This window comes from Rhizobium sp. BK602, assembly GCF_014195095.1.
Lineage (GTDB): Bacteria > Pseudomonadota > Alphaproteobacteria > Rhizobiales > Rhizobiaceae > Rhizobium.
The window spans coordinates 57,558-78,345 of the sequence record NZ_JACIBC010000012.1 but is presented as its reverse complement, the minus strand read 5'-3'; the positions used below and the strand labels follow the sequence as shown (position 1 = coordinate 78,345).

Annotated in this window: 19 protein-coding genes; 5 read left to right on the top strand and 14 right to left on the bottom strand. The window is 62.4% G+C overall.

The genetic code is table 11. The features are described 5' to 3' along the window. Positions 1-47 precede the first annotated feature (47 nt). Both FHX11_RS28100 and FHX11_RS28095 read right to left on the bottom strand, forming a co-directional pair. Complete coding sequence (locus FHX11_RS28100) at positions 48-1,727, bottom strand: M28 family peptidase (protein WP_184364143.1); 1,680 nt, start codon at positions 1,725-1,727, stop codon at positions 48-50. Next, on the bottom strand, positions 1,720-3,144 hold the full coding sequence (locus tag FHX11_RS28095; protein ID WP_184364141.1) for a M20 family metallopeptidase: 1,425 nt from the start codon (positions 3,142-3,144) through the stop codon (positions 1,720-1,722). The genes FHX11_RS28100 and FHX11_RS28095 overlap by 8 nt, the downstream gene beginning before the upstream one ends. A gap of 178 nt (positions 3,145-3,322) precedes the next feature. Between FHX11_RS28095 and FHX11_RS28090 the strand changes: the two genes are divergently transcribed. After that, positions 3,323-3,964 carry a GntR family transcriptional regulator gene (locus tag FHX11_RS28090; RefSeq protein ID WP_184364139.1) on the top strand — a complete coding sequence of 214 codons (642 nt, stop codon included), beginning with the start codon at positions 3,323-3,325 and terminating at the stop codon, positions 3,962-3,964. Positions 3,965-4,117: 153 nt separating this feature from the next. After that, positions 4,118-4,414: a hypothetical protein gene (locus tag FHX11_RS28085; protein WP_184364257.1), complete on the top strand. Its 297-nt coding sequence runs from the start codon at positions 4,118-4,120 to the stop codon at positions 4,412-4,414. Positions 4,415-4,504: 90 nt separating this feature from the next. On the opposite strand, the gene FHX11_RS28080 is transcribed toward FHX11_RS28085, so the two are convergent. The 4 genes from FHX11_RS28080 to FHX11_RS28065 all read right to left on the bottom strand — a co-directional run bounded on the left by FHX11_RS28080 (position 4,505) and on the right by FHX11_RS28065 (position 9,253). Then, positions 4,505-4,960 carry a hypothetical protein gene (locus FHX11_RS28080; RefSeq protein ID WP_184364137.1) on the bottom strand — a complete coding sequence of 152 codons (456 nt, stop codon included), beginning with the start codon at positions 4,958-4,960 and terminating at the stop codon, positions 4,505-4,507. 32 nt (positions 4,961-4,992) lie between these two features. Beyond that, complete coding sequence (locus FHX11_RS28075; RefSeq protein WP_184364135.1) at positions 4,993-6,516, bottom strand: tyrosinase family protein; 1,524 nt, start codon at positions 6,514-6,516, stop codon at positions 4,993-4,995. A 40-nt stretch (positions 6,517-6,556) separates the two neighbouring features. Continuing rightward, complete coding sequence (locus FHX11_RS28070; protein WP_184364133.1) at positions 6,557-8,677, bottom strand: multicopper oxidase domain-containing protein; 2,121 nt, start codon at positions 8,675-8,677, stop codon at positions 6,557-6,559. Between the two features lie 150 nt (positions 8,678-8,827). Then, positions 8,828-9,253: a hypothetical protein gene (locus tag FHX11_RS28065; RefSeq protein ID WP_184364130.1), complete on the bottom strand. Its 426-nt coding sequence runs from the start codon at positions 9,251-9,253 to the stop codon at positions 8,828-8,830. A gap of 477 nt (positions 9,254-9,730) precedes the next feature. Between FHX11_RS28065 and FHX11_RS28060 the strand changes: the two genes are divergently transcribed. Beyond that, positions 9,731-12,088, top strand: a complete 2,358-nt coding sequence (locus tag FHX11_RS28060; protein ID WP_184364128.1) for an Orn/Lys/Arg decarboxylase N-terminal domain-containing protein — start codon at positions 9,731-9,733, stop codon at positions 12,086-12,088. Between the two features lie 22 nt (positions 12,089-12,110). After that, on the top strand, positions 12,111-12,671 hold the full coding sequence (locus FHX11_RS28055) for a GNAT family N-acetyltransferase (RefSeq protein WP_184364126.1): 561 nt from the start codon (positions 12,111-12,113) through the stop codon (positions 12,669-12,671). 156 nt (positions 12,672-12,827) lie between these two features. Here FHX11_RS28055 and FHX11_RS28050 read toward each other — a convergent pair whose 3' ends face one another. The 6 genes from FHX11_RS28050 to FHX11_RS28025 form a co-directional block, all read right to left on the bottom strand. Further along, on the bottom strand, positions 12,828-13,502 hold the full coding sequence (locus FHX11_RS28050) for a 4-carboxy-4-hydroxy-2-oxoadipate aldolase/oxaloacetate decarboxylase (protein WP_184364124.1): 675 nt from the start codon (positions 13,500-13,502) through the stop codon (positions 12,828-12,830). A gap of 180 nt (positions 13,503-13,682) precedes the next feature. Further along, positions 13,683-14,519 (bottom strand): ABC transporter substrate-binding protein, encoded by an 837-nt coding sequence (locus FHX11_RS28045; protein ID WP_184364122.1) that lies wholly within the window; start codon positions 14,517-14,519, stop codon positions 13,683-13,685. A 31-nt stretch (positions 14,520-14,550) separates the two neighbouring features. Beyond that, positions 14,551-15,315 carry an amino acid ABC transporter ATP-binding protein gene (locus tag FHX11_RS28040; protein WP_281411654.1) on the bottom strand — a complete coding sequence of 255 codons (765 nt, stop codon included), beginning with the start codon at positions 15,313-15,315 and terminating at the stop codon, positions 14,551-14,553. Beyond that, complete coding sequence (locus tag FHX11_RS28035; protein ID WP_184364120.1) at positions 15,312-16,070, bottom strand: amino acid ABC transporter permease; 759 nt, start codon at positions 16,068-16,070, stop codon at positions 15,312-15,314. The genes FHX11_RS28040 and FHX11_RS28035 overlap by 4 nt, the downstream gene beginning before the upstream one ends. After that, on the bottom strand, positions 16,067-16,774 hold the full coding sequence (locus tag FHX11_RS28030; RefSeq protein ID WP_184364118.1) for an amino acid ABC transporter permease: 708 nt from the start codon (positions 16,772-16,774) through the stop codon (positions 16,067-16,069). Before FHX11_RS28030 ends, FHX11_RS28035 begins: the two co-directional genes overlap by 4 nt. Positions 16,775-16,778: 4 nt before the next feature. Further along, entirely contained in the window at positions 16,779-17,537 is a 759-nt protein-coding gene (locus FHX11_RS28025; protein WP_184364116.1) for an SDR family oxidoreductase, read from the bottom strand. Between the two features lie 282 nt (positions 17,538-17,819). Between FHX11_RS28025 and nac the strand changes: the two genes are divergently transcribed. Next, entirely contained in the window at positions 17,820-18,722 is a 903-nt protein-coding gene (gene nac, locus FHX11_RS28020) for a nitrogen assimilation transcriptional regulator NAC (RefSeq protein ID WP_184364115.1), read from the top strand. Positions 18,723-18,741: 19 nt separating this feature from the next. Here the strand turns inward: nac and FHX11_RS28015 are convergent, their stop codons facing one another. Beyond that, a complete protein-coding gene (locus FHX11_RS28015; RefSeq protein WP_184364114.1) occupies positions 18,742-19,944 on the bottom strand; it encodes a pyridoxal phosphate-dependent aminotransferase in 1,203 nt (400 codons plus the stop codon). A gap of 48 nt (positions 19,945-19,992) precedes the next feature. After that, positions 19,993-20,760: a 5-oxoprolinase subunit PxpA gene (locus tag FHX11_RS28010; RefSeq protein ID WP_184364113.1), complete on the bottom strand. Its 768-nt coding sequence runs from the start codon at positions 20,758-20,760 to the stop codon at positions 19,993-19,995. Between the last annotated feature and the right edge of the window lie 28 nt (positions 20,761-20,788).

The following is a 20,788-nucleotide window of genomic DNA, read 5'->3' as shown; positions in this document are numbered from 1 at the left end:
TTTTCGGCCACGCGGTGACCGTTTGTTTGATCCGGACGATGGCGGCGTCAGTCCTCCAGCGCCGCGCGCAATGCCGTATTGGCCTCCCTCAGCGCATGGGCGACGCGATTTCTCACCTGGCGGGCATGGACGGCGTAGAAAGCCGTCTCTTGTGATCCCAGAGGTAGCGAAGCCAGCGCACGCAAGCCTTCCAGAGACGGCCAGGCCGGATGCGAAAGGGCGGAATCATGATGGAAGCGTTCGCCGCTCGTGTAGTTCAGCGGCACGAGATGACGTCCCGCGCGCATCAGCGCGCCATTGATGCGAGCCGTCCTTTCAGGCGCCACATCACCCGCCTCCAATATGGCCTTGGCGTTGCTACGCAGCTCGTCGATTGCGTTCGCAAGACCCGCGATGTCGATGCGGCCGGCAAGTTCCGTTTGCAGCTGCGCCACCTGCCTGCCGAGAGCATCCGCGTAAACGGTGTAATCCAATGGCAGGACCGGCGCCGTCAGCAACCGCCAGAGAACCTCCAGCACGATCCGCGTATCCCGGCTCAGATTGTCGGGATCGATATGCTCGGCCGTGTCATGCGGCGTGTGCCACCACCAGCCGAGCGCCGTCAGCATCTTGACGGGACCAGGCGGCTGATGGCTGAGGCTGCCGAACATGGAGGGGATGCCGACACCCCAGAAGGATTGATCCGCCGCTCGGCCATGACGCCTGCCGGCATGCTTTTGCCCGGTCAGCCGCTCGACCACATCGGCGGCCAGTGGCTTCAGCTCATCGATGACGCCGGAATTGGTAAGAACGGTCGCGCCCTCGCCACCGGTGGAATCGACATTGACGTGAACAGCGCAGCGGCGGTCCAGCTCGTCGAAATATTCGTCGGCATACCAGGCCGAGCCGGAATAGCGACCGTGCGAATGGCCCGACCAGAAGCAGACGTGCAGGCCGCGTTGCCAATCGCTTGCGTGAAGGGCAAGCAGGCGTGCCGCCTCCAGCATGGTCGCGTTGGCGCCGCCATTGTCCATGACGCCGAAATGCCAGGTGTCGTGATGACCCGAAAACAGCACGAAGGGAGCCTCGGCATCGCCGGTCGGCTGAAGCTCGGCGACCAGAAGCGGCGTCTTGCGCCATCCGGTATCGACCTGTGCCGCCAGCGTTGCCCGCACCGTTTCGCCCCGCGCAAGCCTTTCGCGCAGGCGCACGCCATCGTCCCTGGCAATGGTGCAGATGACCGTCTTCGGGAGTTGAGAGCGCGTATGCTGCGACGGGCTGCCCCAGACCGGCGACACGCACATTTCGTAGAGATGCTCGTTCGGGCTGACATGAAGCTCGCCGAGTGCGCCGGCCGCACTTGCAAGTGCTGCCACTTCCTCGGTCGCAATTCCATCGACCAGAACGATCTTGCCGGCTAGGTCCTTGCCTGCGAAATCGGCTTCCGTCCCCTCGCCGACATAGGCAAGGTCACCGCTGATACCCGCCGCCGCAGTCGAAACCGACATCGAATGGGTAATGCAACGAAGGCTTTCGCCTTCGATCTCGACCTTTGCCGCACCGGGCAGGCTGATGAAGGCATCATGCGACAGCAGCTGCGTGCGATATCCATAGCTGTCCATCTGCGCTTGCAGATAGTGAAAGCTCGCAAGCTCCTCCGGCGTTCCGGACAATTTCACCCGGCGGGCGAATTCGCGGATATGTGCCATCAGGTGGTCGCGATCGGGCTGCAAGGCCGGATCAGGCATGGGCCTTCTCCGGCAACGGCGGCTCGACGTCATCCGGGATCGGATTGACGAAAGGCGTTCCTTCAAGGCGTGCCTTGTGATCGGCCTTGGCGGCCTCGATCAGCCTGGGATTGCGGATGAGATCGGCGGCCGTGCTCGCCATCACCTTGGCGGCATGTTCGGTTCCCTTATGCGCAACCGGCAGCTTGCCTTGGGCGACCAGCTGCCAGGAATGCCCGGGCGTGCCGATGGCATAGGTGGCACCGCGCATCTGCACGGTCGGCACAACCCAGCTGACGGTTCCGACATCGGTGGAGCCGACCAGCGTACCGTCGCCGGCGTTCAGCGGGAAAATCTCCTCGCAAAGCGGCTGGTCCTTCCTCGGCTTCAGGGCGAAACGGCCATAGGAGGCTGCGATATCCTCGGTATTGAAGGTCTGCTGGAACTTGCGGGCCGTTTCCCGGTCCGCATCATCAAATTGTGGGGGGCCAAGCCGCTGCAGATGCGAGAACATGCATTCCTCGAGCGGCGTGTTGCCGACGAGATTGGCGTCGCCGCTGATGATCTCGCTGCGAACAGTCGTCTCGGTCATCAGGGCTGCGCCTTCGGCGACCTTCTTGACGCGGGCAACCAGGGAGAGGAGCTCCGGCAAGCTTCTGGCCCTGACGAGATAGCGCACGGTGGCGCGCGCCTGCACGACGTTGGGCGCCGCGCCACCCGCATCCGTGATGGCATAGTGGATGCGCGCGGACGAAGGCATGTGCTCGCGCATGTAATTGACGCCGACATTCATCAGCTCCACCGCATCGAGAGCGCTGCGGCCGAGATGAGGCGTGGCGGAGGCATGCGAGGCGCGGCCGGAGAAATGGAAGTTGATTTCGTTGCAGGCAAGCGAGATCGGATTGTTGACGCCGGCAAAGGCGGCCGGATGCCAGGAGATCGCGATATCGACATCGTCGAAAACGCCGGCCCGAACCATGAAGCCCTTCGAAGAGCCGCCTTCCTCGGCGGGGCAACCATAGTAGCGTACCCGCCCCTGCAAGCCGTTTTCGGCAAGGAAATCCTTGACGGCGGCGGCAGCGAGCATCGATCCGGCACCGAGCATATTGTGACCGCAGCCATGACCATTGCCGCCGTCGACCAGAGGTCGCTCCTCGGCGATCCCGGCCTCCTGGCTCAATCCCGGCAGCGCGTCGAACTCGCCGAGGATCGCGATGACCGGGCCGCCCTCGCCCGCCTCTCCCATGACTGCCGTCGGCAAACCGGCAATGCCGCGCTCGACACGAAAACCTTCGCTTTCCAGCAGGCGGACGTGCTCTTCGGCCGATCGATATTCCAGGTAATTCGTCTCGGGGATATCCCAGATCCGGTCGCTCAACGCGAAGAACGCCGCGCGCTTTCTCTCGACAATTTCCCAAACGCCATCGGAATTTTGCATGGATTTACAAGCCGCCTCATGTAATGGTAATCAAATTGGCGCCAATTTATGATCCAATTATAATGACTGCGCAAGAGATGGGCATGAATATTTTTTCGGCAGCGATCATCGGCCTCGTTGTTGGCCAAGGGAGAGCTATGATACTCATCGCCGAAATCGGGAGGCTGGAGAGACCTGCATGAATTCGCTGGAAGCCGAAGCGACAGCGCAAGCACAAGAGCCGCAAACGCCCGACGTGACCGAACTCATCCTCCAGGATATCCTTGCCGGTCGTCTCCCGCCCGGAACCTGGCTGAAGCAGATCGATCTCGAACGGCGCTATAACTGTACGCGGCCAGAGGTCCGCAGGGCGCTCGACCGGCTGGTGCAGAAGCGACTGGTGGAGCACATCCCCAACCGGGGTTATCACGTCCATGAGCAGGACGGCCGCCGCGCTCAGGAGGTCAGCGACATTCGCGTCATCCTCGAGGTCGCCGTCTGCGACCGTATCGTTGCGAATGCGAGCGCGGCCGATATCGCGAATTTGCGGGTTCTTGCCTTACGCTTCGACGATTTGGTGCTGAACGGCACCATGCTCGAACTTTACGAAGCCAATCTCGCCTTTCACCGCCATCTGCTTGCGCTTGCCGGCAACCAGGAACTCGTGGAACTGATCACGGAAATTCGACAGCGAACATCCTCCGCGCCGGTGTCGCAATGGCGAACGCGCGCCCGCATCGAGCAATCCGGGCGGGAACATCAGCAGATGGTCGATGCGATAGACAGACGCGACGTCGGTCAGCTGATGGAGCTGACGCGCAGGCACATTCTCCAGGCCTGATCGGCCAGCAGCCGGGGATGCGGAAGAGATTGGTGAACGGATCATCGATAGCCATTGCTTCACGCCGGGCTCAATTCCTGACATATATGCGCAGAGGCGGCTTGCCAGCGTGGATATGGCGTCATGGATGGATCAATACCGGAAAAGAGCAAGATGCGCGCACCGGCGGGCTCCGTCACCGGGCTTTGCTCCGCATCCGCGACCATGTTTGCGGTGGGAATGGCCTTCCTCGGCTATTGGGGCGTGTATGAACAGGGAGGCTGGCGCCTTTCCGATTATTTCGTGGTCGGCCTGGCCCTCATCGGATTTGCAGCGCTCGGTTCCGTGCCCTGGATCGTGACGACGCCCGTCGCCGAAGAGGAAGCAGAAAAAGTTGTCGGTGCAAGGCGAGCCTTGGCGCTGGGAATAGGCCTGATCTGGCTGTCCGTCTGCATCGCGGTATTCGCCTGAGCCGAAGCGCCGACCTTTGACAGCCGTGGCATTGCTGCGAAGTCTGACGATGGGATCAGGTTGGCGATCCACACCGCCGTAACAGGCCTGCTATTCGATGCTCGCGCTACCGATCGTGATGCTGGCACCAGTCCCGTCGCCCGTTTGAGGGTCGAGGCTGATTTCGATTGTCTGCGGCTGGCGACAGGCGGGCTCATCGGGCAGCAGAAAGCCGAACCGCTGGGGCTTGGCCCCAGCCGACACTGAAAACGCTTGGTTCGGAAAAATTCCAAAACGGCCGATTTCCCGCAGCTCCGCGCCACAACGCACTGAAACGACGGTTGCGACGGGCCCGGCCATCGATGGCTGATAGGCATTGATGGTGACGACGACCCGCGCGCCGCCAGCGACCGGCGCATGCGCCGACGCGCCGGAGATGGCTATCGTTGCCGGCTTGCCGATCGTCGCCTGCATGTCGCCCTCGTTGGCCTGGACCGGGCTGACGATACGCAGCACCGAGAATGCCGCCGCACACATAGCGATAAGCACCCAAGGATGATAGCGCATCGGTGTCTCCACAACTCAGCCCGGTCCAAATTTTAAGCGGACACTATGGCTATTTCTAGTTTCGCGGGCTTTACCGTGCCGGGTTTGCCCGCCCCTGCGCCGACCGGAACCAGCTGCAGGTCGATGGCCTCGCCATCGGTCTGTCCCCTTGCGCCATAGACCCGCTGGATGGCGTCCGTGAGGTCGAGGACGAAGGACGGCGCGGGGTGATGACCGCCATGATGATCGTCCTTATGTCCGAGGACGGCGAAGGAGCCGACATAATGGGGATCGGTGACCGGCGTATCGGCCTTGAGCTCATTCTTGCCGAGAAAGACACGAACGCTCGTCGTGCTGGCGCTGGTAATTTCGACATCGCGCAGGAAGGCCAGAACGCGGGGAGCGGAAGCTGCCTGTTCCTGGGCCGCACCGAAGTCCATCGTGTCCATGCCGGACGGCAGTGGCGGCTGGCTGACGATATCCTGCAAGGCGCCCGCCGGGATCTTGATCGGCAGCGAAAGCGGCGCGCTTGCCGTTGCCGCCTTGCTGTTGTCCGCCGAGGCGGTCGTCACGCCGGCGATTGCGGCATCGGTCGCCGTCGCCGCGATCACGGAAGTGAGCTTGTCGTTCAGGGCCAGCGTCTTGGCGCTCGCCGCCGCAACCTTGAAATAGTTTCGGAAACCATAGGTGTATCCGAGTTCCTCCGGAACATAGAGTTCGGAGACCTTCGGCGACCAGAAGTTGCCGTCGACATTGTAGAAATTGTCGGTGAACTGCATGTCGGTCCAGAGCCGATCCCCGCTGTTGACGTGGCGGAGGTTCCAGGTCGCCCAGATGCGGTCGATATTGCCGTGATGCATGAAGAAGATCGGGTCGCGAGGCGACGACCATGTCGGCATGAAGCCGCCGATGTTGTTGTGCACCTGATTGTGCGGGGTGGATTCCAGGGTCCCCTGCGTGCCTGTGCTGGTGATGACCCAGGACGGATCGAGCGAGTTCTGCCCGGCCGGACGGGTGGTGCCGAATACTTCATACGGCGTCGCCGTCAATATGGTGTTGAGAACACCCGGCCCGACGATGTTATCCGGCATCGGCTGCTTGATCGGCCAGGTGCGGGACGAGACATAGAGTGGGTTGTCCTTGCCATCCGGTGTTTTCGGCATCGTGAACACGTCGGGCAGATATGGATTGGCGGTCCAGTCCCAGAACGGCATGGCGAAATCGTTGTTCTTGGTCACCTGCCGGACGATGCGCTCGTACATCGCCGTATAGGCCCTGTGCCACGGCAGGAAATACCAGTTGCCATGCGGGCAATATTTGACGCCGGCATCGCTGCCGTGGATCTCCGAGAGATTGACCCAGTTGAACTTCTCGCTCGTGGGCAATGCCTTGAGGATGCGCACGGCATCGCGATAGGTCGCCACGATCGGATCGTTCCAGGCCAATCCCTGAAGGGAGCGCCGCCAGGGGATGGGCGGTATCTGCGCGAATGCCTTCATGCCCGGCAATCCGCTGGCGAGCAGGCCCGCCCCGATGACGCCGCCCTGGATCATGACAGATCTGCGTGTGATGCTCATCTTACTCTCCCTTGGGTTCAAAGACTGCTCTTGGCTGGGATCAGTGCTGCATGGAGGCCGGTTGCTGGCCATTGGCCGGACGCAGCAGCCGGGCGCAATTCGCTCCGCCACCGCCGTTCGGCAGGTCGATGCAGACGTTCTGCATCATCCCTTGATCTTCATGATCGAGGATGTGGCAATGTAGGACATATTCGCCGATGAAGCGCTCATATCGGGTGCGAATCTTGATCTTGTAGGTCGATGTGGCGAGCTTGGCCGGGAAGTCGGCGGGATTGCTGATCAGGCTCTTCACCCAGAGCGTATCCTTCCAGACGCCCTTAAGCCCGGGATATTGCGGATCGATAACACCGCCGCCCTTGTCGACGGCGCCCGGCGCGCTGACATCGACGCCGTTCGGATCGAGGATTTCCACGATCTGGAAAGGATTGACGTGGATGTGGAACGGATGACCGACGAAGGCGGATTGCAAGGTCCATTCCTCGACGCCACCGAGCGGCAGGGCACGATCGACATAATTGGGATCATACGAGCGCGGCTTGAACGTTTCCGGATCGAAGTTCTTCGGATCGAAGGATTTGTTGCCAACCTCGAATTTCGCGACATTGCCGCTGAGATCAATGAAGAAGACCAGCTCCTGCGTCCCGGTGATTTCGTCGTCGGTGACATCGGGGTGCGGCACGAACCGCGTCAGCTTGAGGCCGTCTCTGAGATCAGCGATGACGGCAGCCCGAACATCGGTGGGCATTGTCCGTTGTGCGGCCGCAACGAGCGTGTCGGTCAGGGCCGTATCGATATTGCTGACCGGCGTTCCGTCCGTGACCGACACGGTGGCGAGCAATTGGCGGTCCTGATCGGCGCGTGTCACGCTTGCGGTGCCAGGAACCGGCTCGTTGACGACGCAATAGTCACCAGCCGCCGGAAAGAGGACGAGCGCGTCGAACCGGTATCCCGGCTGCAGCGTCGCGGTGGGGGTCGAACGGGCAACCGCGGTCGTCAGCCCATCCGCCGCCACGATATGATAGGGAACCGGCTCCCCGGCGCAATTCTGCCTGACATAGTCGGCCGCCGCCTCGGCCGTGGTCGCCCTGTATGCCGGGGCGCCCGGACGACGCGGACGAAAGGCGACGGTGATCGTGTCACGCACGCCGCCATGGATCATCCGCCAGCGTTCGACCTGGCCGACTTTCGATTCGAAGCGCGGCTGGACCAGCCCGTTGATGGTCGTGTAGCGACCGGATTCTTTCCACGATGTCGGTCCGAACTGCTTATAATCGCGGATCTCGCCCACATCCCCCGGATCGCAGATCCAGGCGACGACCTTGCCGTCCACGACGCGCGTCTTGATCTGGCCCCTCGTATCGAAGCAGGCATATTGGATCTGCTGGAAGACCAGCAGCTGTTCCGGCATCGGCTTGCCGTCGGCATTCTTCAAGAGCGTGTCGAGATCGCCATTGGCGCTCGGCGTCGGCGGGCGATTGCCGCGGACGATGAGGGCGCCAGCCATGCCGCTGGACACCTGAAGCGCGGTCGAGCCGTGCCGGTGCGAGTGATACCAGAATGTGCCGGCGGGGTGCTCGTCCGGCAAATCGTAGAAATAGGTGAAGCTCTTGCCGGGGTTGATCGAGATCAGGACATTGTCGCTGTTGCCGGTCGGGCTCACCCAAAGACCATGCGAATGGAGATTCGTACCGTTGAAGCAATGCGGCTGATTGGCGTCGCCATGCCCGGCGCAGCTGCCGTCATCGGGAAGCTCGTTATGGAGCGCCACCGTGATCCTCTCGCCGGGCGCGGCCTCGATAACCGGGGCGACATAGGGCGCGTTCGGATTGACGCCGGCGCCCGTATAGCCACGCAGCCTGACCTTGTCGACGCGGCCCGTCGCTGGATTGTAGATGCCGTTTTCGATGAATTTCACGGTCAGGTCGAGCTGTCTGCGGCCGGAGGTCGTCACGGCCGCCTGCGATTTTTTGAAGCGGCTTGTCGGTAACCGGCTCATCGGCGCCGCGCCGGGCTGCGTTTCCTCCAGAACCGGAGGGTTGGAAAAGAGCGGCTCCGCCTGCTGGCCGAAAGCCGGCATCGGCAGGATGCAGGCCGCAAGCACCGCCGAAATTGCAAAACTGTTGCGCCAGATAGTCCCGATCGCCACCCTGTTCACCGACATTGCGTGTCTCCCCCTATATCGGTCGATTTCCCGGAATTTGCGGTGCCAAGCCGCCGTGACACCCCCTTCGTCGTGCTCGCCCGGCCTCTCCGCACGGAGGTCGGCGTGAACGAACCGGTGACGTCAACGCTGAAATGAATGGCTACGCGGTCAGGCCTGCCTGACCGCGATGAACGAAGCGACATAACCGGCCGGAGAGCCATTGTGCGGCTTCGCGCGGATGACCGAGCCGACGAAGGCCGGGACCTGATTGACACCGTTCGGCCAGGTAAAAGCGTCGGTGCCGTGATAGTCATATTCCCAACCCGCGGTTGGTGTTCCCGACCGTCCCGTACCGACCATCATGACGGCGATGCGAACATCTCCGCCCTCGACCGGCACCACGCTGCCCGTGAGATCGAGAACATAGCCCGAGCCCATGTCGAGCGTGCCGGTCACCTTGCCGACTGAAACGGTAAGCGTGAAGACGCCCTCGCCGAAGATATTCTCCAGCGCCTTCTGGGCATTGTCCCCAATGAGTCCGGGATCATTGCGATAGCTTCTGTACGTCCAGCGTCCCTGCAATGGAAAAGACATATCATACCCCCCAACAGCCTGTTAACGACATCTCTGCTCGCGCGTTGAGACGCGCTTCCTCCACACGGATGGCCCTTATCGGGCACCGCGAAAAAAGAGAATTTTCATTCAGGTTTACAATTGAAGAGTGTATATAAAGCCCATTAAATTAGCAAGTGGTAATATTTAGAATATTATATTCGACATGCCCCCTGTTGCATCGGCGACAGGCGCCGCTACATCGAGAGGCGTCGCCAGTGCGATTTCTTCCGTGACTGAAATCGCAACTTCCACCTCAGCCCTCGATACGGGAACATCCTCGCCGCCATGGGTGGGCACGATGAAAACGTAGCCGACGCCGCGCAAGGGGTTTCCGCGCCGGCTAAACCAACGGCAAAATGCTATTATCCGTGCGGTGTTTCGGACACACGATACTCTGTCACATCCATGTCATGAAATGCGTCGACACCTCGTGCCAAATCAAGAGCGGGTATCCAGATGGATTATTTCAGACGTTTCAATTTTCTGTTCGCAACGCCAGCCTTCGACAGCGAGGACCTGGAAGGCGCCCGCTACAATCAGATCGTCGAGGAGATCGAACGTTCCGGCTTCGAGGTGGTGCGCGCGCGCAATCTCGAAGATGCGGAGATCGCCGTACAGACCGACGCCGCTATCGGCTGCATGCTGGTCGACTGGGGCAAGAAGGGCCTCGAGGGCAAGACGGCCTCCCTCATCAACCTGATGCGCCGGCGCGGCCTCGAATTCCCGATCATCCTGCTCATCCGCCGCAAGCGCTTCGAGGACGTGCCGGTCGAGGTGCTCGATTTCATCGACGGCTATGTCTTCCTGTCCGAGGAGACGCCCGCCTTCATCGCCAAGAGCCTGATCAGCCGGCTCAAGCAATATGCCGAGACGCTGAAGACGCCGTTTTTCGGCGCGCTGGTCGATTATGCCGAGGAGGGCAACCACCTCTGGACCTGCCCAGGCCACAATGGCGGCATCTTCTACAGCCGCAGCCCCATCGGCCGGGTTTTCATGGAGCATCTGGGCGAAGCGGTGTTCCGCGACGATCTCGACAATTCCGTGCTTGATCTCGGCGACCTTCTGACCCACGAGGGACCGGCGCTGGCGGCGCAAAAGGAAGCGGCCAAGATCTTCGGCGCCGAGAAGACCTATTTCGTCCTGAACGGTACCTCCACCTCCAACAAGGTCGCGCTTTCCGCCCTCGTCACCGACGGCGATCTCGTGCTGTTCGACCGCAACAACCACAAGGCCGCCCATCACGGTGCACTGATGATCTCCGGCGGCATTCCGGTCTATCTGCCGACCGCCCGCAACCTTTATGGGCTGATCGGCCCGATGGATTTCGCCGCGATGGACGAGGAGGCGCTCCGGGAGCGCATCCGCACCCATCCGCTGGTGAAGGACCCGGAAGCCCACAAGAAGCCGCGCCCGTTCCGCGTCGCGGTGGTGGAGCAGTGCACCTATGACGGCACCATCCACAATGCCGAGATGATCCTCAAGCGGATCGGGCATCTCTGCGACTACATCCTCTTCGACGAGGCCTGGGCCGGCTTCATGAAATTTCATCCGCTCTATGCCGGGCGCTTCGCCATGGGCCTTTCCGAGCTCGGCCCGGACGCGCCGGGCATCATCGCCACGCAATCCACCCACAAGCAGCTCGCAAGCTTCTCGCAGGCCTCGCAGATCCACATGAAGGACCGGCATATCACCGGCCAGAAACGTCGCGTCGAACACCGGCGCTTCAACGAAAGCTTCATGCAGCACGCCTCGACCTCGCCCTTCTATCCGCTGTTCGCCTCGCTCGACGTCGGCGCGCAGATGATGAAGGGCCGCTCGGGCGAAGTGCTATGGGACGACACGATCCGCCTCGGCATCGAGCTGCGCAAGAAGATCCGCGCCGTGCGCCGCGAGTTCGAGGAAAAGGAGCATCGCCCCGAGCGCCGCTGGTTCTTCGAGCCTTTCGTACCAGACCGGGTGGCGATCCCGGATGTGTCGAGCCCCGGCGCCGTGCATGACGTGCCGTGGGAGAGCATCGCCACCGACCAGCTCGCCACCAATCCCGCCTTCTGGCACCTGACGCCCGACGCGGCATGGCACGGCTTTTCCGGCATGGAGCCGGGTTTTGCCATGACCGATCCGAACAAGCTTACGCTGCTTACCCCCGGCTTCGACCGGAAAAGCGGGCACTATACCGAGCATGGCATACCGGCACCCATAGTTGCGCAATATCTGCGCGAAAACCGCATCGTCGCCGAAAAGAACGACCTCAATTCGCTGCTGTTCCTTCTCACGCCCGGCGTGGAGGCCAGCAAGGCCGGCACCTTGATCAGCGGCCTCGTCGCTTTCAAAAAGCTGCATGACGACAATGCGCTGCTGGAGGAGGCAATCCCGGAATTCTACCGCCGCCGTCCGGGCCGCTATGCGGGCGTGCGGCTGCGCGATCTGTGCCGGGACATGCACAATTTCTTCCGCCAGGCCGGCGTCAGCGCGCTCCAGACGATGCAGTTTTCCGCCGACCATCTGCCCCCGATCGCAATGTCGCCCCATGATGCCGCGCGCTGCCTGGTGCGCAACGATGTGGACTATCTGCCAATCGACGCCATTGCCGGCCGCATCGCGACGACACCGTTCGTGGTCTACCCTCCGGGTATCGCCACCATCGTGCCGGGCGAGCGCCTGACGGAAAAGGCCAAGCCGATGATCGACTATCTCAAGATGTTTGAAACCTGCTTCAACACCTTCCCCGGCTTCGAGGTGGAGATTCAGGGTCTCTATCGCGAGATCGATGCATCCGGGCGCATCCGCCTCTATACCTATGTCGTCGCGGAATAGGCTTGGAAATTCGGATCCGATCATGATGCAGCAGAAAACAATCGTCATTCGCCCGTCGCGGGAGACCGACGTCGATGCCATGCTGGCGATCTATCGCCGCCATATCCGCCGCGGCATCGAGGCCGGAGTGGACGACAGCGACACGCCGCAGCCGGACGATCTGCGGGAACGGCGCAAGAATCTGAAGGACCGCCGCTTCCCGCATGTCGTGGCGATCGACGGTGAAAAGGTGGTGGGTTATGCCTATGTGGTGTTGTTCCGCAAACGCCCGGCCTATCGCTACACCGTCAAGCACTCGATCTATGTCCACCACGATCATGTCGGCCAGGGCATCGGCAGCCTGCTGATGCGCGGCTTGATCGACGCGTGCGCTGCCGCCGGCTTCCGGCAGATGATCGGCTATATCGATGCCGACAACGTCGCCTCGCTTGCCCTGCACGAACGCTTCGGCTTCGTTCGCGTCGGCCTGCTGCCGGGCGTTGCCTATCGTTATGGCCGCTGGGCAGACAGCGTGATGGTCCAGCGCTCGCTCGCCGCCGGCTCGACCACGCCACCGCCGCCGCCGCCGCTTTCCACGCGCTGAAGAAGCATCACGCCGTCTGCGCGACCGCAGGGCTGGGAAGACGCCGCCCTTCGCGAGGCAGAGCGGGCGTATCCGCCAGGACCGTCAGCCGTCCATTTGGTTTGCTTTCATCTGTCGGTCATCGGAGGATGGCGTGTATCACGCCCGACCCGCCGATCAGTCCTCGACGACAAGCCCCTTGGCCTTCAGCACGGCCTCGAGATTGCTGACCTCGACCACGGAGCGGCCGGCCTTATAGGCGGCGATATAGCCTTCCTCGGCGTCTTCGCGGGCCTGCGACAGTTTCGCGACCGCGCCGACCTCGGACTTGCGGACGACGACGAGGCCGTCGGCGTCGCCGACGATGACGTCGCCGGGGTTGATCGTCTCGCCGCCGACGATGATCGGCTCGTTGGTGGCGCCGAGCGTTTCCTTCACCGTGCCCTTGATGCAGACGCTCAGCGAGAAGACCGGAAAGCCCAGCTCGCGAAGCTGCAGCGTGTCGCGCACGCCGGTATCGGTCACCAGGCCGCCGATCCCCTTGGCAAGGCAGGCATTGGCGAGCACGTCGCCGAAGGAGCCCGCCTCCTCATATTCGCCGGCGGAGACCACGATGATGTCGCCGGGCTGGGCGTAGTTGATCGCCACCTGCAGCATGATGTTGTCACGCGGCGCGCATTTGACGGTGAAGGCCGGCCCGCAAAGCTTCATCCTGTAGTCGATCGGCTTCAGCCGGGACGACAAGGCGCCGCGACGGCCCTGGGCCTCGTGGATCGTGGCCGGCGAGAATTTCCGGATGGCCTCGATCTCTTCCCTGCTGGGGCGATCGATGTGCTGCTTCAACTTGATCATATGCGTCCTCCCGGACCGAAATAGTGCTGGATCTGATGTCGGCGAGACCGGCATCCCTTCGGATGCCCGCCTCACCTTGCCTCGCCGGCGGCAGTCGCTCCCGATGAGACGCCGGCAGGTCGTGTGTGAGATGCGGGGCACCCGAACGCCGCCGCATCGATCTATTGTGAAAACAAGCGATCAGGGGATCGGATCGAACTTCAGTTCGGTGATCGGAACGACCTTGTCGGTGCGGGTCATCTTGTATTCGGTGTTCGGGCCGAGCCACTTGTCCCAGATCCGGTTGATCTCGCCGGAGGTGTCGAGAGACACGAGGATCTCGTTGATCTTCGCCGTCAGCGCCGGCTCGTCCTTCTTCATGCCGATGCCGATCGGCTGATAGAGCATCGGCTCGGAAATCATCCGCATCTCAGCGCCCTTGGTCTTCGATTCATTGACGATCTTGGTCGTCGTCATGGTGTTGGCGACCATGCCGCGCGCCTTGCCCTGCTGGACGGCGAGATAGGCCGAGCCGGTATCCTGGAAGGTCAGGGGCTGCGACTTGTTGAGACGGATCGAAAGTTCTGAGGTCGACCCCTTGGTGGAAGCCAGGCGAACGCCGGCGAAATCCGCCTTCTTCTGGCCGGGATCGTCGGCCTTCACGATCAGCATTTCCTTGGCCAGATAATAAGGATTGCTGAACTGGATCTGTTCGGCGCGGCTCAGCGTATAGGCGAGGTTGGCGACGGCGATATCGACATGGCCGAGCTTGACCTCGGGAACGCGCGCCTCCACCGAAACCGGCTTGATCTCGGGCTTGACGCCGAGCTCGCGGGCGATCGCGCCGCAAAGATCGACGTCGAAACCGACCATTTCACGCGTCTTCGGGTCCGGAGAGGCAAAGGGCGGCACATCGGCAAAGGTTCCACAGCGGATCACCTTGGCCGCCATGATGTCGGCCAACTGATCCGCATGCGCCGACCCGGCCATCGCTGTCACTGCGAGCGCGAGGCTGAGGGTCCATGACTTCATGTTCATTGCAAAGTCTCCTGTGGGTTGGACGACAAAATCAATGCCGCAGGTCGGCGAGGAAGCGCTTGGCGCGGGCATGCTGCGGGTTGGAGAAGAATGCTTCGGGCGTGGCGGTTTCGATGATCTGCCCGTCATCGATGAACCAGACGCGGTCGGCGACATCGCGGGCGAATCCCATCTCGTGGGTAACGCACATCATCGTCATGCCGTCGGCGGCAAGGCTCTTCATGACGGCGAGCACCTCGCCGACCATTTCCGGATCGAGCGCGCTCGTCGGCTCGTCGAACAGCATCACCGGCGGCTCCATCGCCAGCGCCCGCGCGATCGCGACGCGCTGCTGCTGGCCGCCGGAAAGCTGGCCGGGATAGGAACCGGCCTTGTCGGCGAGACCCACCCTGTCGAGAAGCCGCATCGCCTTGTCGTTGGCGACGGCGCGCGCCACACCCTTCACCCGGATCGGCGACATGGCGATGTTGTCGAGGACCGACAGATGCGGAAACAGGTTGAAGCTCTGGAATACGAAGCCGATGCGGCTGCGCAGGCGGTTCAATTCCTTTGCCGGCATCGTCCCGTGGATGTCGTTGCCCTCGCAGGTGATCGAGCCGCTGGCGATTTCCTCAAGCCGGTTCACCGTGCGGATGAGCGTCGATTTTCCGGAACCGGACGGGCCGCAGATGACGACCACCTCGCCGCGGGCCACCTCGGCGTCGATCCCCTTGAGGACTTCGAAATGGCCGTAGGATTTGCGCACATCGCTGAGCTTGATCATCGGCGGGGTCTGGGAGGATACGGAGGCATTCATAGCGGCTGATCCGTCACGGCTTCGAGTGGAAGGGCTTTGGTGCGAGGCTGGGCGGCGGTGCCGGCGCGCTTGCGGGCGATCCGGCGTTCCAGGAGCGTCGCCACGCGGGTGAGGCTCCAGCAGATCACGTAGTAGACGGCCGCCAGAATGAAGAAGACCTGGAACGGCTGGGTCAGAAGCTGGTTATTGATCTGATTGGCCGCGAAGGTGAGATCCGGCACGTTGATCACATAGCCGAGCGTCGTGTCCTTGATGGTCGAGACCAGTACCGACAGGATGCTCGGAATGACGTTATAGAGCGCCTGCGGCAGGATCACATAGCGCATCGCCCCGAGATAGCTGTGGCCGAGTGCGCGCGCCGCCTCCATCTGGCCGTGGCCGAGGGCGACGATGCCGCCGCGCACCACTTCGCTCAGGAACGCGCCCTGATAGACGACCAAGGTCACAAGCATGGTGATGAAGCTCGGCACGTCGGCACCCGTCAGCAGCGGCACCAGGAAATAGCCCCAGAGCACCAGCATCAAGAGCGGCACGCCGCGCGTGAAGTAGACGAGCGCCGTCACCGGCCAGCGCAGAAACGGCGATTTCGAGAGCCGGGCAAGGGCGAGAAGGATGCTGACTGGAAAGGCGAAGAGGATCGCCAGAACCGAGAGGATCAGCGTCGCCGCAAGACCGCCGAGCGGGCCGTTCGGATATTGGCCGACGAGCAGCAGCAGCCAGTAATCATGGATGATCTTGATGATGTCGCCGATCATGCCCGCACACTCCTCAACGGATCGGCGCGCCAGGTGACGAAGGCTCCGGCGGCCATGATCAGCAACGAGAAGGTCAGATAGAGGACCGTCGCCAGCAGATAGGTTTCGAAGGTCAGGAAGCTTAGGTTTTCGACTTCCTTGACGGCATAGGTCAGTTCCGCAACGCCGATGGCGACGGCAAGGCTGCTGTTCTTGAACAGGGAGACGCTATGGTTGATCAGTGCCGGCAGCGCATTGCGGACCCCTTGCGGGATCATCACGAAACGCATGGCGGAAATATAGCCATGGCCGAGCGCGCGCGCCGCCTCCATTTGCCCCGGGCTTACCGAGCGTAGGCCGGAGCGAAGGTCTTCGCTGAAATAGGCTGCCTGGCACAGGCCAAGCCCGATGATCGCGAAAATCGCCTCGGCATTGTGGTCGTTCAGCCATTGGGTGAGCCAATCCGGCATCAGCGTGAAGATGCCGAAATACCAGAGCATCAGCTGCACCAGCGTCGGCACGTTGCGGTGATAGGAGACATAGGCGGCAACGAAAGCATTGCCGATCCGTCCCGGCGCATATCGCAGCCCGAGAAGCAGCATGGCGAGGCTCATCGCCAGCAGCCATGAGCCGATCGCCACCACGAAGGTCATCTCGATGCCGTGCAGCAGCATCGCCATGTAGTCGGGATTGCCGAGGATCGCGGAAAGATCGAACTTGCCCACGCCCTCACTCCCCACGCTTCGGGGTCTGGGGCTTTGCGGTCTGCAAGCCTCCCATCACCTGAAGCGTCGGCGTGATTTCCATGTGACCGATGTTGACGGCGACGGGCGCGGCAATCGCAAAGGCGATGGCATCGGCGATATCTTTTGCCTCGGGCAGTTCGAAGCCGTCGATGAAGCGCTCGCGCACCTCGGGGCTGTCACCATGCACATGCGCGAAGATATCGGTGGCAACGCGGCCGGGGCAGATCTCCGTCACGCGTACCCGCTTGCCGAAGGCATCGAGGCGAAGCTGGTTCGACAGCATGCTGATGCCGGCCTTCGTCGCATGATAGGAGGAATTGCCACCGAAATTATAAGCCCCGGCGATCGAGGAGATGTTGATGACATGCCCGCAATCGCGCGCCACCATGCCCGGCACCACCATGCGGCAAAGATGCAGGACCGCGCGCAGATTGACGTCGACCAGGAGATCGATGTCGCCTTCGTCGGCGTCGAGAAATTTCTTGGGACGGTCGACGCCGGCATTGTTGACGAGAATGTCGAACGGGATGCGCCCGGTCAGATCGCGAAGGGCTTCGCGGTCGGTGACGTCGATCACATGGGCGATGCAGCCGGTGCGCTCCGCGAGCCTGCGCAAGGGCTCGGCGCTGCGGGCGATGGCATGGACCTCCAGCCCCTCGGCGCACAGGCGCTCGACGATCGCTGCTCCGATTCCTGAAGAGGCGCCGGTCACCAGCGCGGCCTTATAGTCAGAAAATGGCATCACCTGTTCCCTTATGTTTCCGGAACCTTAGCCGAGCTTTCCATCGCGCGATAATTCCGATTATCTTTGGAGGGATAAGCCTATCTTATGAGGTCTGTTCCGTCATGACAGCGCTTTGATTTCATTCAGGAAATCCCCATGCTTTGCATGCCCGCGACCGACCCGCGATCGACTTGGCGCCCTCTTTTCCATCCAAAAAAGTGCTTTGGGGGCGGCGCATGGCAGGCTAACAGTCAGATGAGACATGCGGCGGTCGGCCGCGGAGGTGAGCGTTAAACTCGAATGGATACCAGGCGTTTCAAATCCTTCGTCGTGATCGTCGATACAGGCAGCATCACAAGAGCTGCCGACATTCTTCATATCGCGCAGCCGGCGCTCAGCCAGCAGCTTGCCGCGCTCGAGGAGCATTTCGGCACCAAGCTTCTGATCCGCAGCCAGCAGGGCGTGGTCATGACCGATGCCGGCGCGGAGGTCTATCGGCACGCGCAGATCATCCTGCGGCAGATGGAACAGGCGCATGCCGATGTCACGGCCGCGGGCAAGTATCTGGCAGGCCGCGTTTCCGTCGGCCTCACCCCCTTCAGCAGCGCGGCGACGCTCTCCTACGAACTTCTGGCGGAGACGCGGCGCCGCTATCCCGGCATCGTGCTGCACCTGACCGAAAGCGTCGGCCAGACCTACAGCCAGATGCTGATGAACAACCGGCTGGAAATCGCGCTGATCCATGGCGCCGGCCCGATGAAAGGCCTGCGCTTCTCGCCTCTGCTGCGGGAGGATTTCTATCTCGTCGCGCATGAGAAATTCGGGATCGAGGCCGGCGATGCGCCGCTTCCGATCTCCGCGCTCGAATCCCTGCCCCTGCTGCTGCCGCCATCCTACAACTTCGTACGGCGCGCGGTGGAGACCGCCTTCGCGCGGAGCCGCGCCAACCTGACCGTGATCGGCGAGGTCGAGGTCATCCGCACGCTGGCGCGAGCGGTCAATTCCGGCCTCGGCGCGACGATCATGCCCAAGGCGGTGGCAGACCGCATCATTTCCGAGGGCGACGGCCCGACCATCCGCCGCAGCCTGACGCCGAAGATCGAGGAGACGCTGTCGCTATGTGTCTCCGAGCACGCATCGCTCTCGGAGCCGGCCGCCGCCGTGCAGGACATCCTCAAGGAACTGGCCGAACGGCTCAAATAGCCGCCCGGCCGCCCATGGATCATTTCAAGCCGCGGCAGAACTCGGCGATACGGTCGCAGCCTTCGGCCAGTTTTTCCATGCTCGTCGCATAGGAGATCCGCAAGAACGGGCTCATGCCGTAAGCCGCCCCCTGCACGGTCGTCACATGCTGTTCCTCGACGAGGCCCAGGACGAAATCCGTGTCACTCTCTATCCTGCGGCCGGACTTGCTGGTCCTGCCGATAAGGCCGGCGATGCTCGGGAAGATGTAGAAGGCGCCTTCGGGCTTGTGGCAGGTCAGCCCGTCGATGCCGGCCAGCCGGTCGAGCACGAAATCGCGACGCTTGCGATAGATCGCGGCGCGCTCCTTCAGGAGATCCTGCGGCCCGTCCAGAACCGCGACGGCGGCAGCCTGCGTGATCGTCGAGATCCCGCCGCTGTTCTGGCCGTTGACATTGCTGATGGCCGAAATGAGATCCTTCGGCCCGCCGCAGAAGCCCAGGCGCCAGCCGGTCATTGCATAGGCCTTCGAGGCGCCGTTGACGGTCAGAACCCGATCGTAAAGCCGCGGCTCCACCTCGGCGATGGTGCAGAATTCGAAATCGTCGTAGATCAGATGCTCATAGATGTCGTCGGTCATGATCCAGACGTCGGGATGCCGGAGCATCACCTGCGCGATGTCAGCCATGTCCTTGCGCGAGCAGGCGGCACCGGTCGGATTGTTCGGAAAATTGAGGAATAGCCATTTGGTGCGCGGCGTGATCGCAGCTTCGAGATCCTCCGCCTTCAGCTTGAAGCCGTTTTCCTGCCGGCACTCGACCGCGACCGGCAGACCGCCGGCAAAGCGCACGATATCGGCATAGCTGATCCAGGCCGGAGACGGGATGACCACCTCATCACCGGGATTGCAGGTGGCGAGCACGGCGTTGAAGATGACCTGCTTGCCGCCGCCGGACACCAGAATCTGGCCGGGATCGTAGTCCAGGCCGTTATCACGCTTGAACTTGCGCGCGATCGCCGCCTTCAGGGCCACCGTACCGTCGAGCGGCGGATATTTGGTATCACCGGCGAGAGCCGCGGCATGGGCCGCCTCGATCGCATGCGCGGGCGTCGGGAAATCCGGCTCGCCCGACGACAGTGAGATGACGTTGATCCCTTTGGCGGCAAGGTCGCGCGCGCGCTGCGTCATGACGGCAGAAGCGGATATGGAAACATTCTTGAGACGGTCGGCTAAGGCTGGCATCGTTTTCGTGCTTTCGATGATGGGTTGGTCGCGGGATTGCGTCCCGGTTCAGGCAAGGACATCGCGCGCGGGCGCGATCGTCGCGCCCGCCGCCTCTATTTCGCTGCGAACGATCCGGGCGAGTTCAAGAGATCCGGGCGTGTCGCTGTGAACCAGGATCGACCGGGCCGGCATGGCGATCGTCTGGCCGTCGATGGTCGTGACCGTGCCGCTTTCGAGGAACTGTCGCACCCTCGCCCGCACCTTGCCCTCATCCTTGAGGACGGAATTCGGCAATTTGCGCGATACGAGCTGGCCGCTAGCATCATAGGCCCTGTCGGCGAGAAAGAGGGTGAGCGTCCGCAGCCCGGACCGTTTCGCGGCCCGCTCGATTTCGCTGTCGGGCATGCAATAGACGATGAGCCCGTCGTCAACGAGGGCGACCGCCTGCATGATCAGGTCCGCCAGCGCCGGATCGCGGCTGATCATCGAGCCCATGGCCGCATGGAAGCTGATATGGGCGACGGGCACGCCTTCTCCCCTGGCGATCGCCTTGAGGGCACCGAGCTGATAGAGCACCTGCTGGCGCATCTCGTCCGGCTCGACCGGCATCTCCCGGCGCCCGAAACCGAGGCGATCAGGCAGGCCTGGATGGGCGCCGACGCCGACGCCCCTTGCCTTCGCCAGCCGCACCATGCGCGCCATCGTGTCCGGATCGCCCGCATGAAAGCCGCAGGCGATATTGGCGGACGACACCACGTCCATGAGGGCAGCGTCGTCGCACAGCCGATAGGGGCCGAAACCTTCGCCCATGTCCGAATTGAGATCGATCTTCATTCCTGCCTCCTGCTTAACCCTCGAAGCC

What these genes read in the sequence shown, in the direction of transcription:
- FHX11_RS28085 (WP_184364257.1), top strand. Translation starts at nt 4,118, where the DNA reads ATGCGCGCACCGGCGGGCTCCGTCACCGGGCTTTGCTCCGCATCCGCG.
- FHX11_RS28065 (WP_184364130.1), bottom strand. Translation starts at nt 9,253, where the DNA reads ATGTCTTTTCCATTGCAGGGACGCTGGACGTACAGAAGCTATCGCAAT.
- FHX11_RS28055 (WP_184364126.1), top strand. Translation starts at nt 12,111, where the DNA reads ATGATGCAGCAGAAAACAATCGTCATTCGCCCGTCGCGGGAGACCGAC.
- FHX11_RS28040 (WP_281411654.1), bottom strand. Translation starts at nt 15,315, where the DNA reads ATGAATGCCTCCGTATCCTCCCAGACCCCGCCGATGATCAAGCTCAGC.
- FHX11_RS28095 (WP_184364141.1), bottom strand. Translation starts at nt 3,144, where the DNA reads ATGCAAAATTCCGATGGCGTTTGGGAAATTGTCGAGAGAAAGCGCGCG.
- FHX11_RS28045 (WP_184364122.1), bottom strand. Translation starts at nt 14,519, where the DNA reads ATGAACATGAAGTCATGGACCCTCAGCCTCGCGCTCGCAGTGACAGCG.
- FHX11_RS28080 (WP_184364137.1), bottom strand. Translation starts at nt 4,960, where the DNA reads ATGCGCTATCATCCTTGGGTGCTTATCGCTATGTGTGCGGCGGCATTC.
- nac (WP_184364115.1), top strand. Translation starts at nt 17,820, where the DNA reads ATGGATACCAGGCGTTTCAAATCCTTCGTCGTGATCGTCGATACAGGC.
- FHX11_RS28025 (WP_184364116.1), bottom strand. Translation starts at nt 17,537, where the DNA reads ATGCCATTTTCTGACTATAAGGCCGCGCTGGTGACCGGCGCCTCTTCA.
- FHX11_RS28060 (WP_184364128.1), top strand. Translation starts at nt 9,731, where the DNA reads ATGGATTATTTCAGACGTTTCAATTTTCTGTTCGCAACGCCAGCCTTC.
- FHX11_RS28035 (WP_184364120.1), bottom strand. Translation starts at nt 16,070, where the DNA reads ATGATCGGCGACATCATCAAGATCATCCATGATTACTGGCTGCTGCTG.
- FHX11_RS28090 (WP_184364139.1), top strand. Translation starts at nt 3,323, where the DNA reads ATGAATTCGCTGGAAGCCGAAGCGACAGCGCAAGCACAAGAGCCGCAA.
- FHX11_RS28010 (WP_184364113.1), bottom strand. Translation starts at nt 20,760, where the DNA reads ATGAAGATCGATCTCAATTCGGACATGGGCGAAGGTTTCGGCCCCTAT.
- FHX11_RS28075 (WP_184364135.1), bottom strand. Translation starts at nt 6,516, where the DNA reads ATGAGCATCACACGCAGATCTGTCATGATCCAGGGCGGCGTCATCGGG.
- FHX11_RS28100 (WP_184364143.1), bottom strand. Translation starts at nt 1,727, where the DNA reads ATGCCTGATCCGGCCTTGCAGCCCGATCGCGACCACCTGATGGCACAT.
- FHX11_RS28050 (WP_184364124.1), bottom strand. Translation starts at nt 13,502, where the DNA reads ATGATCAAGTTGAAGCAGCACATCGATCGCCCCAGCAGGGAAGAGATC.
- FHX11_RS28015 (WP_184364114.1), bottom strand. Translation starts at nt 19,944, where the DNA reads ATGCCAGCCTTAGCCGACCGTCTCAAGAATGTTTCCATATCCGCTTCT.
- FHX11_RS28070 (WP_184364133.1), bottom strand. Translation starts at nt 8,677, where the DNA reads ATGTCGGTGAACAGGGTGGCGATCGGGACTATCTGGCGCAACAGTTTT.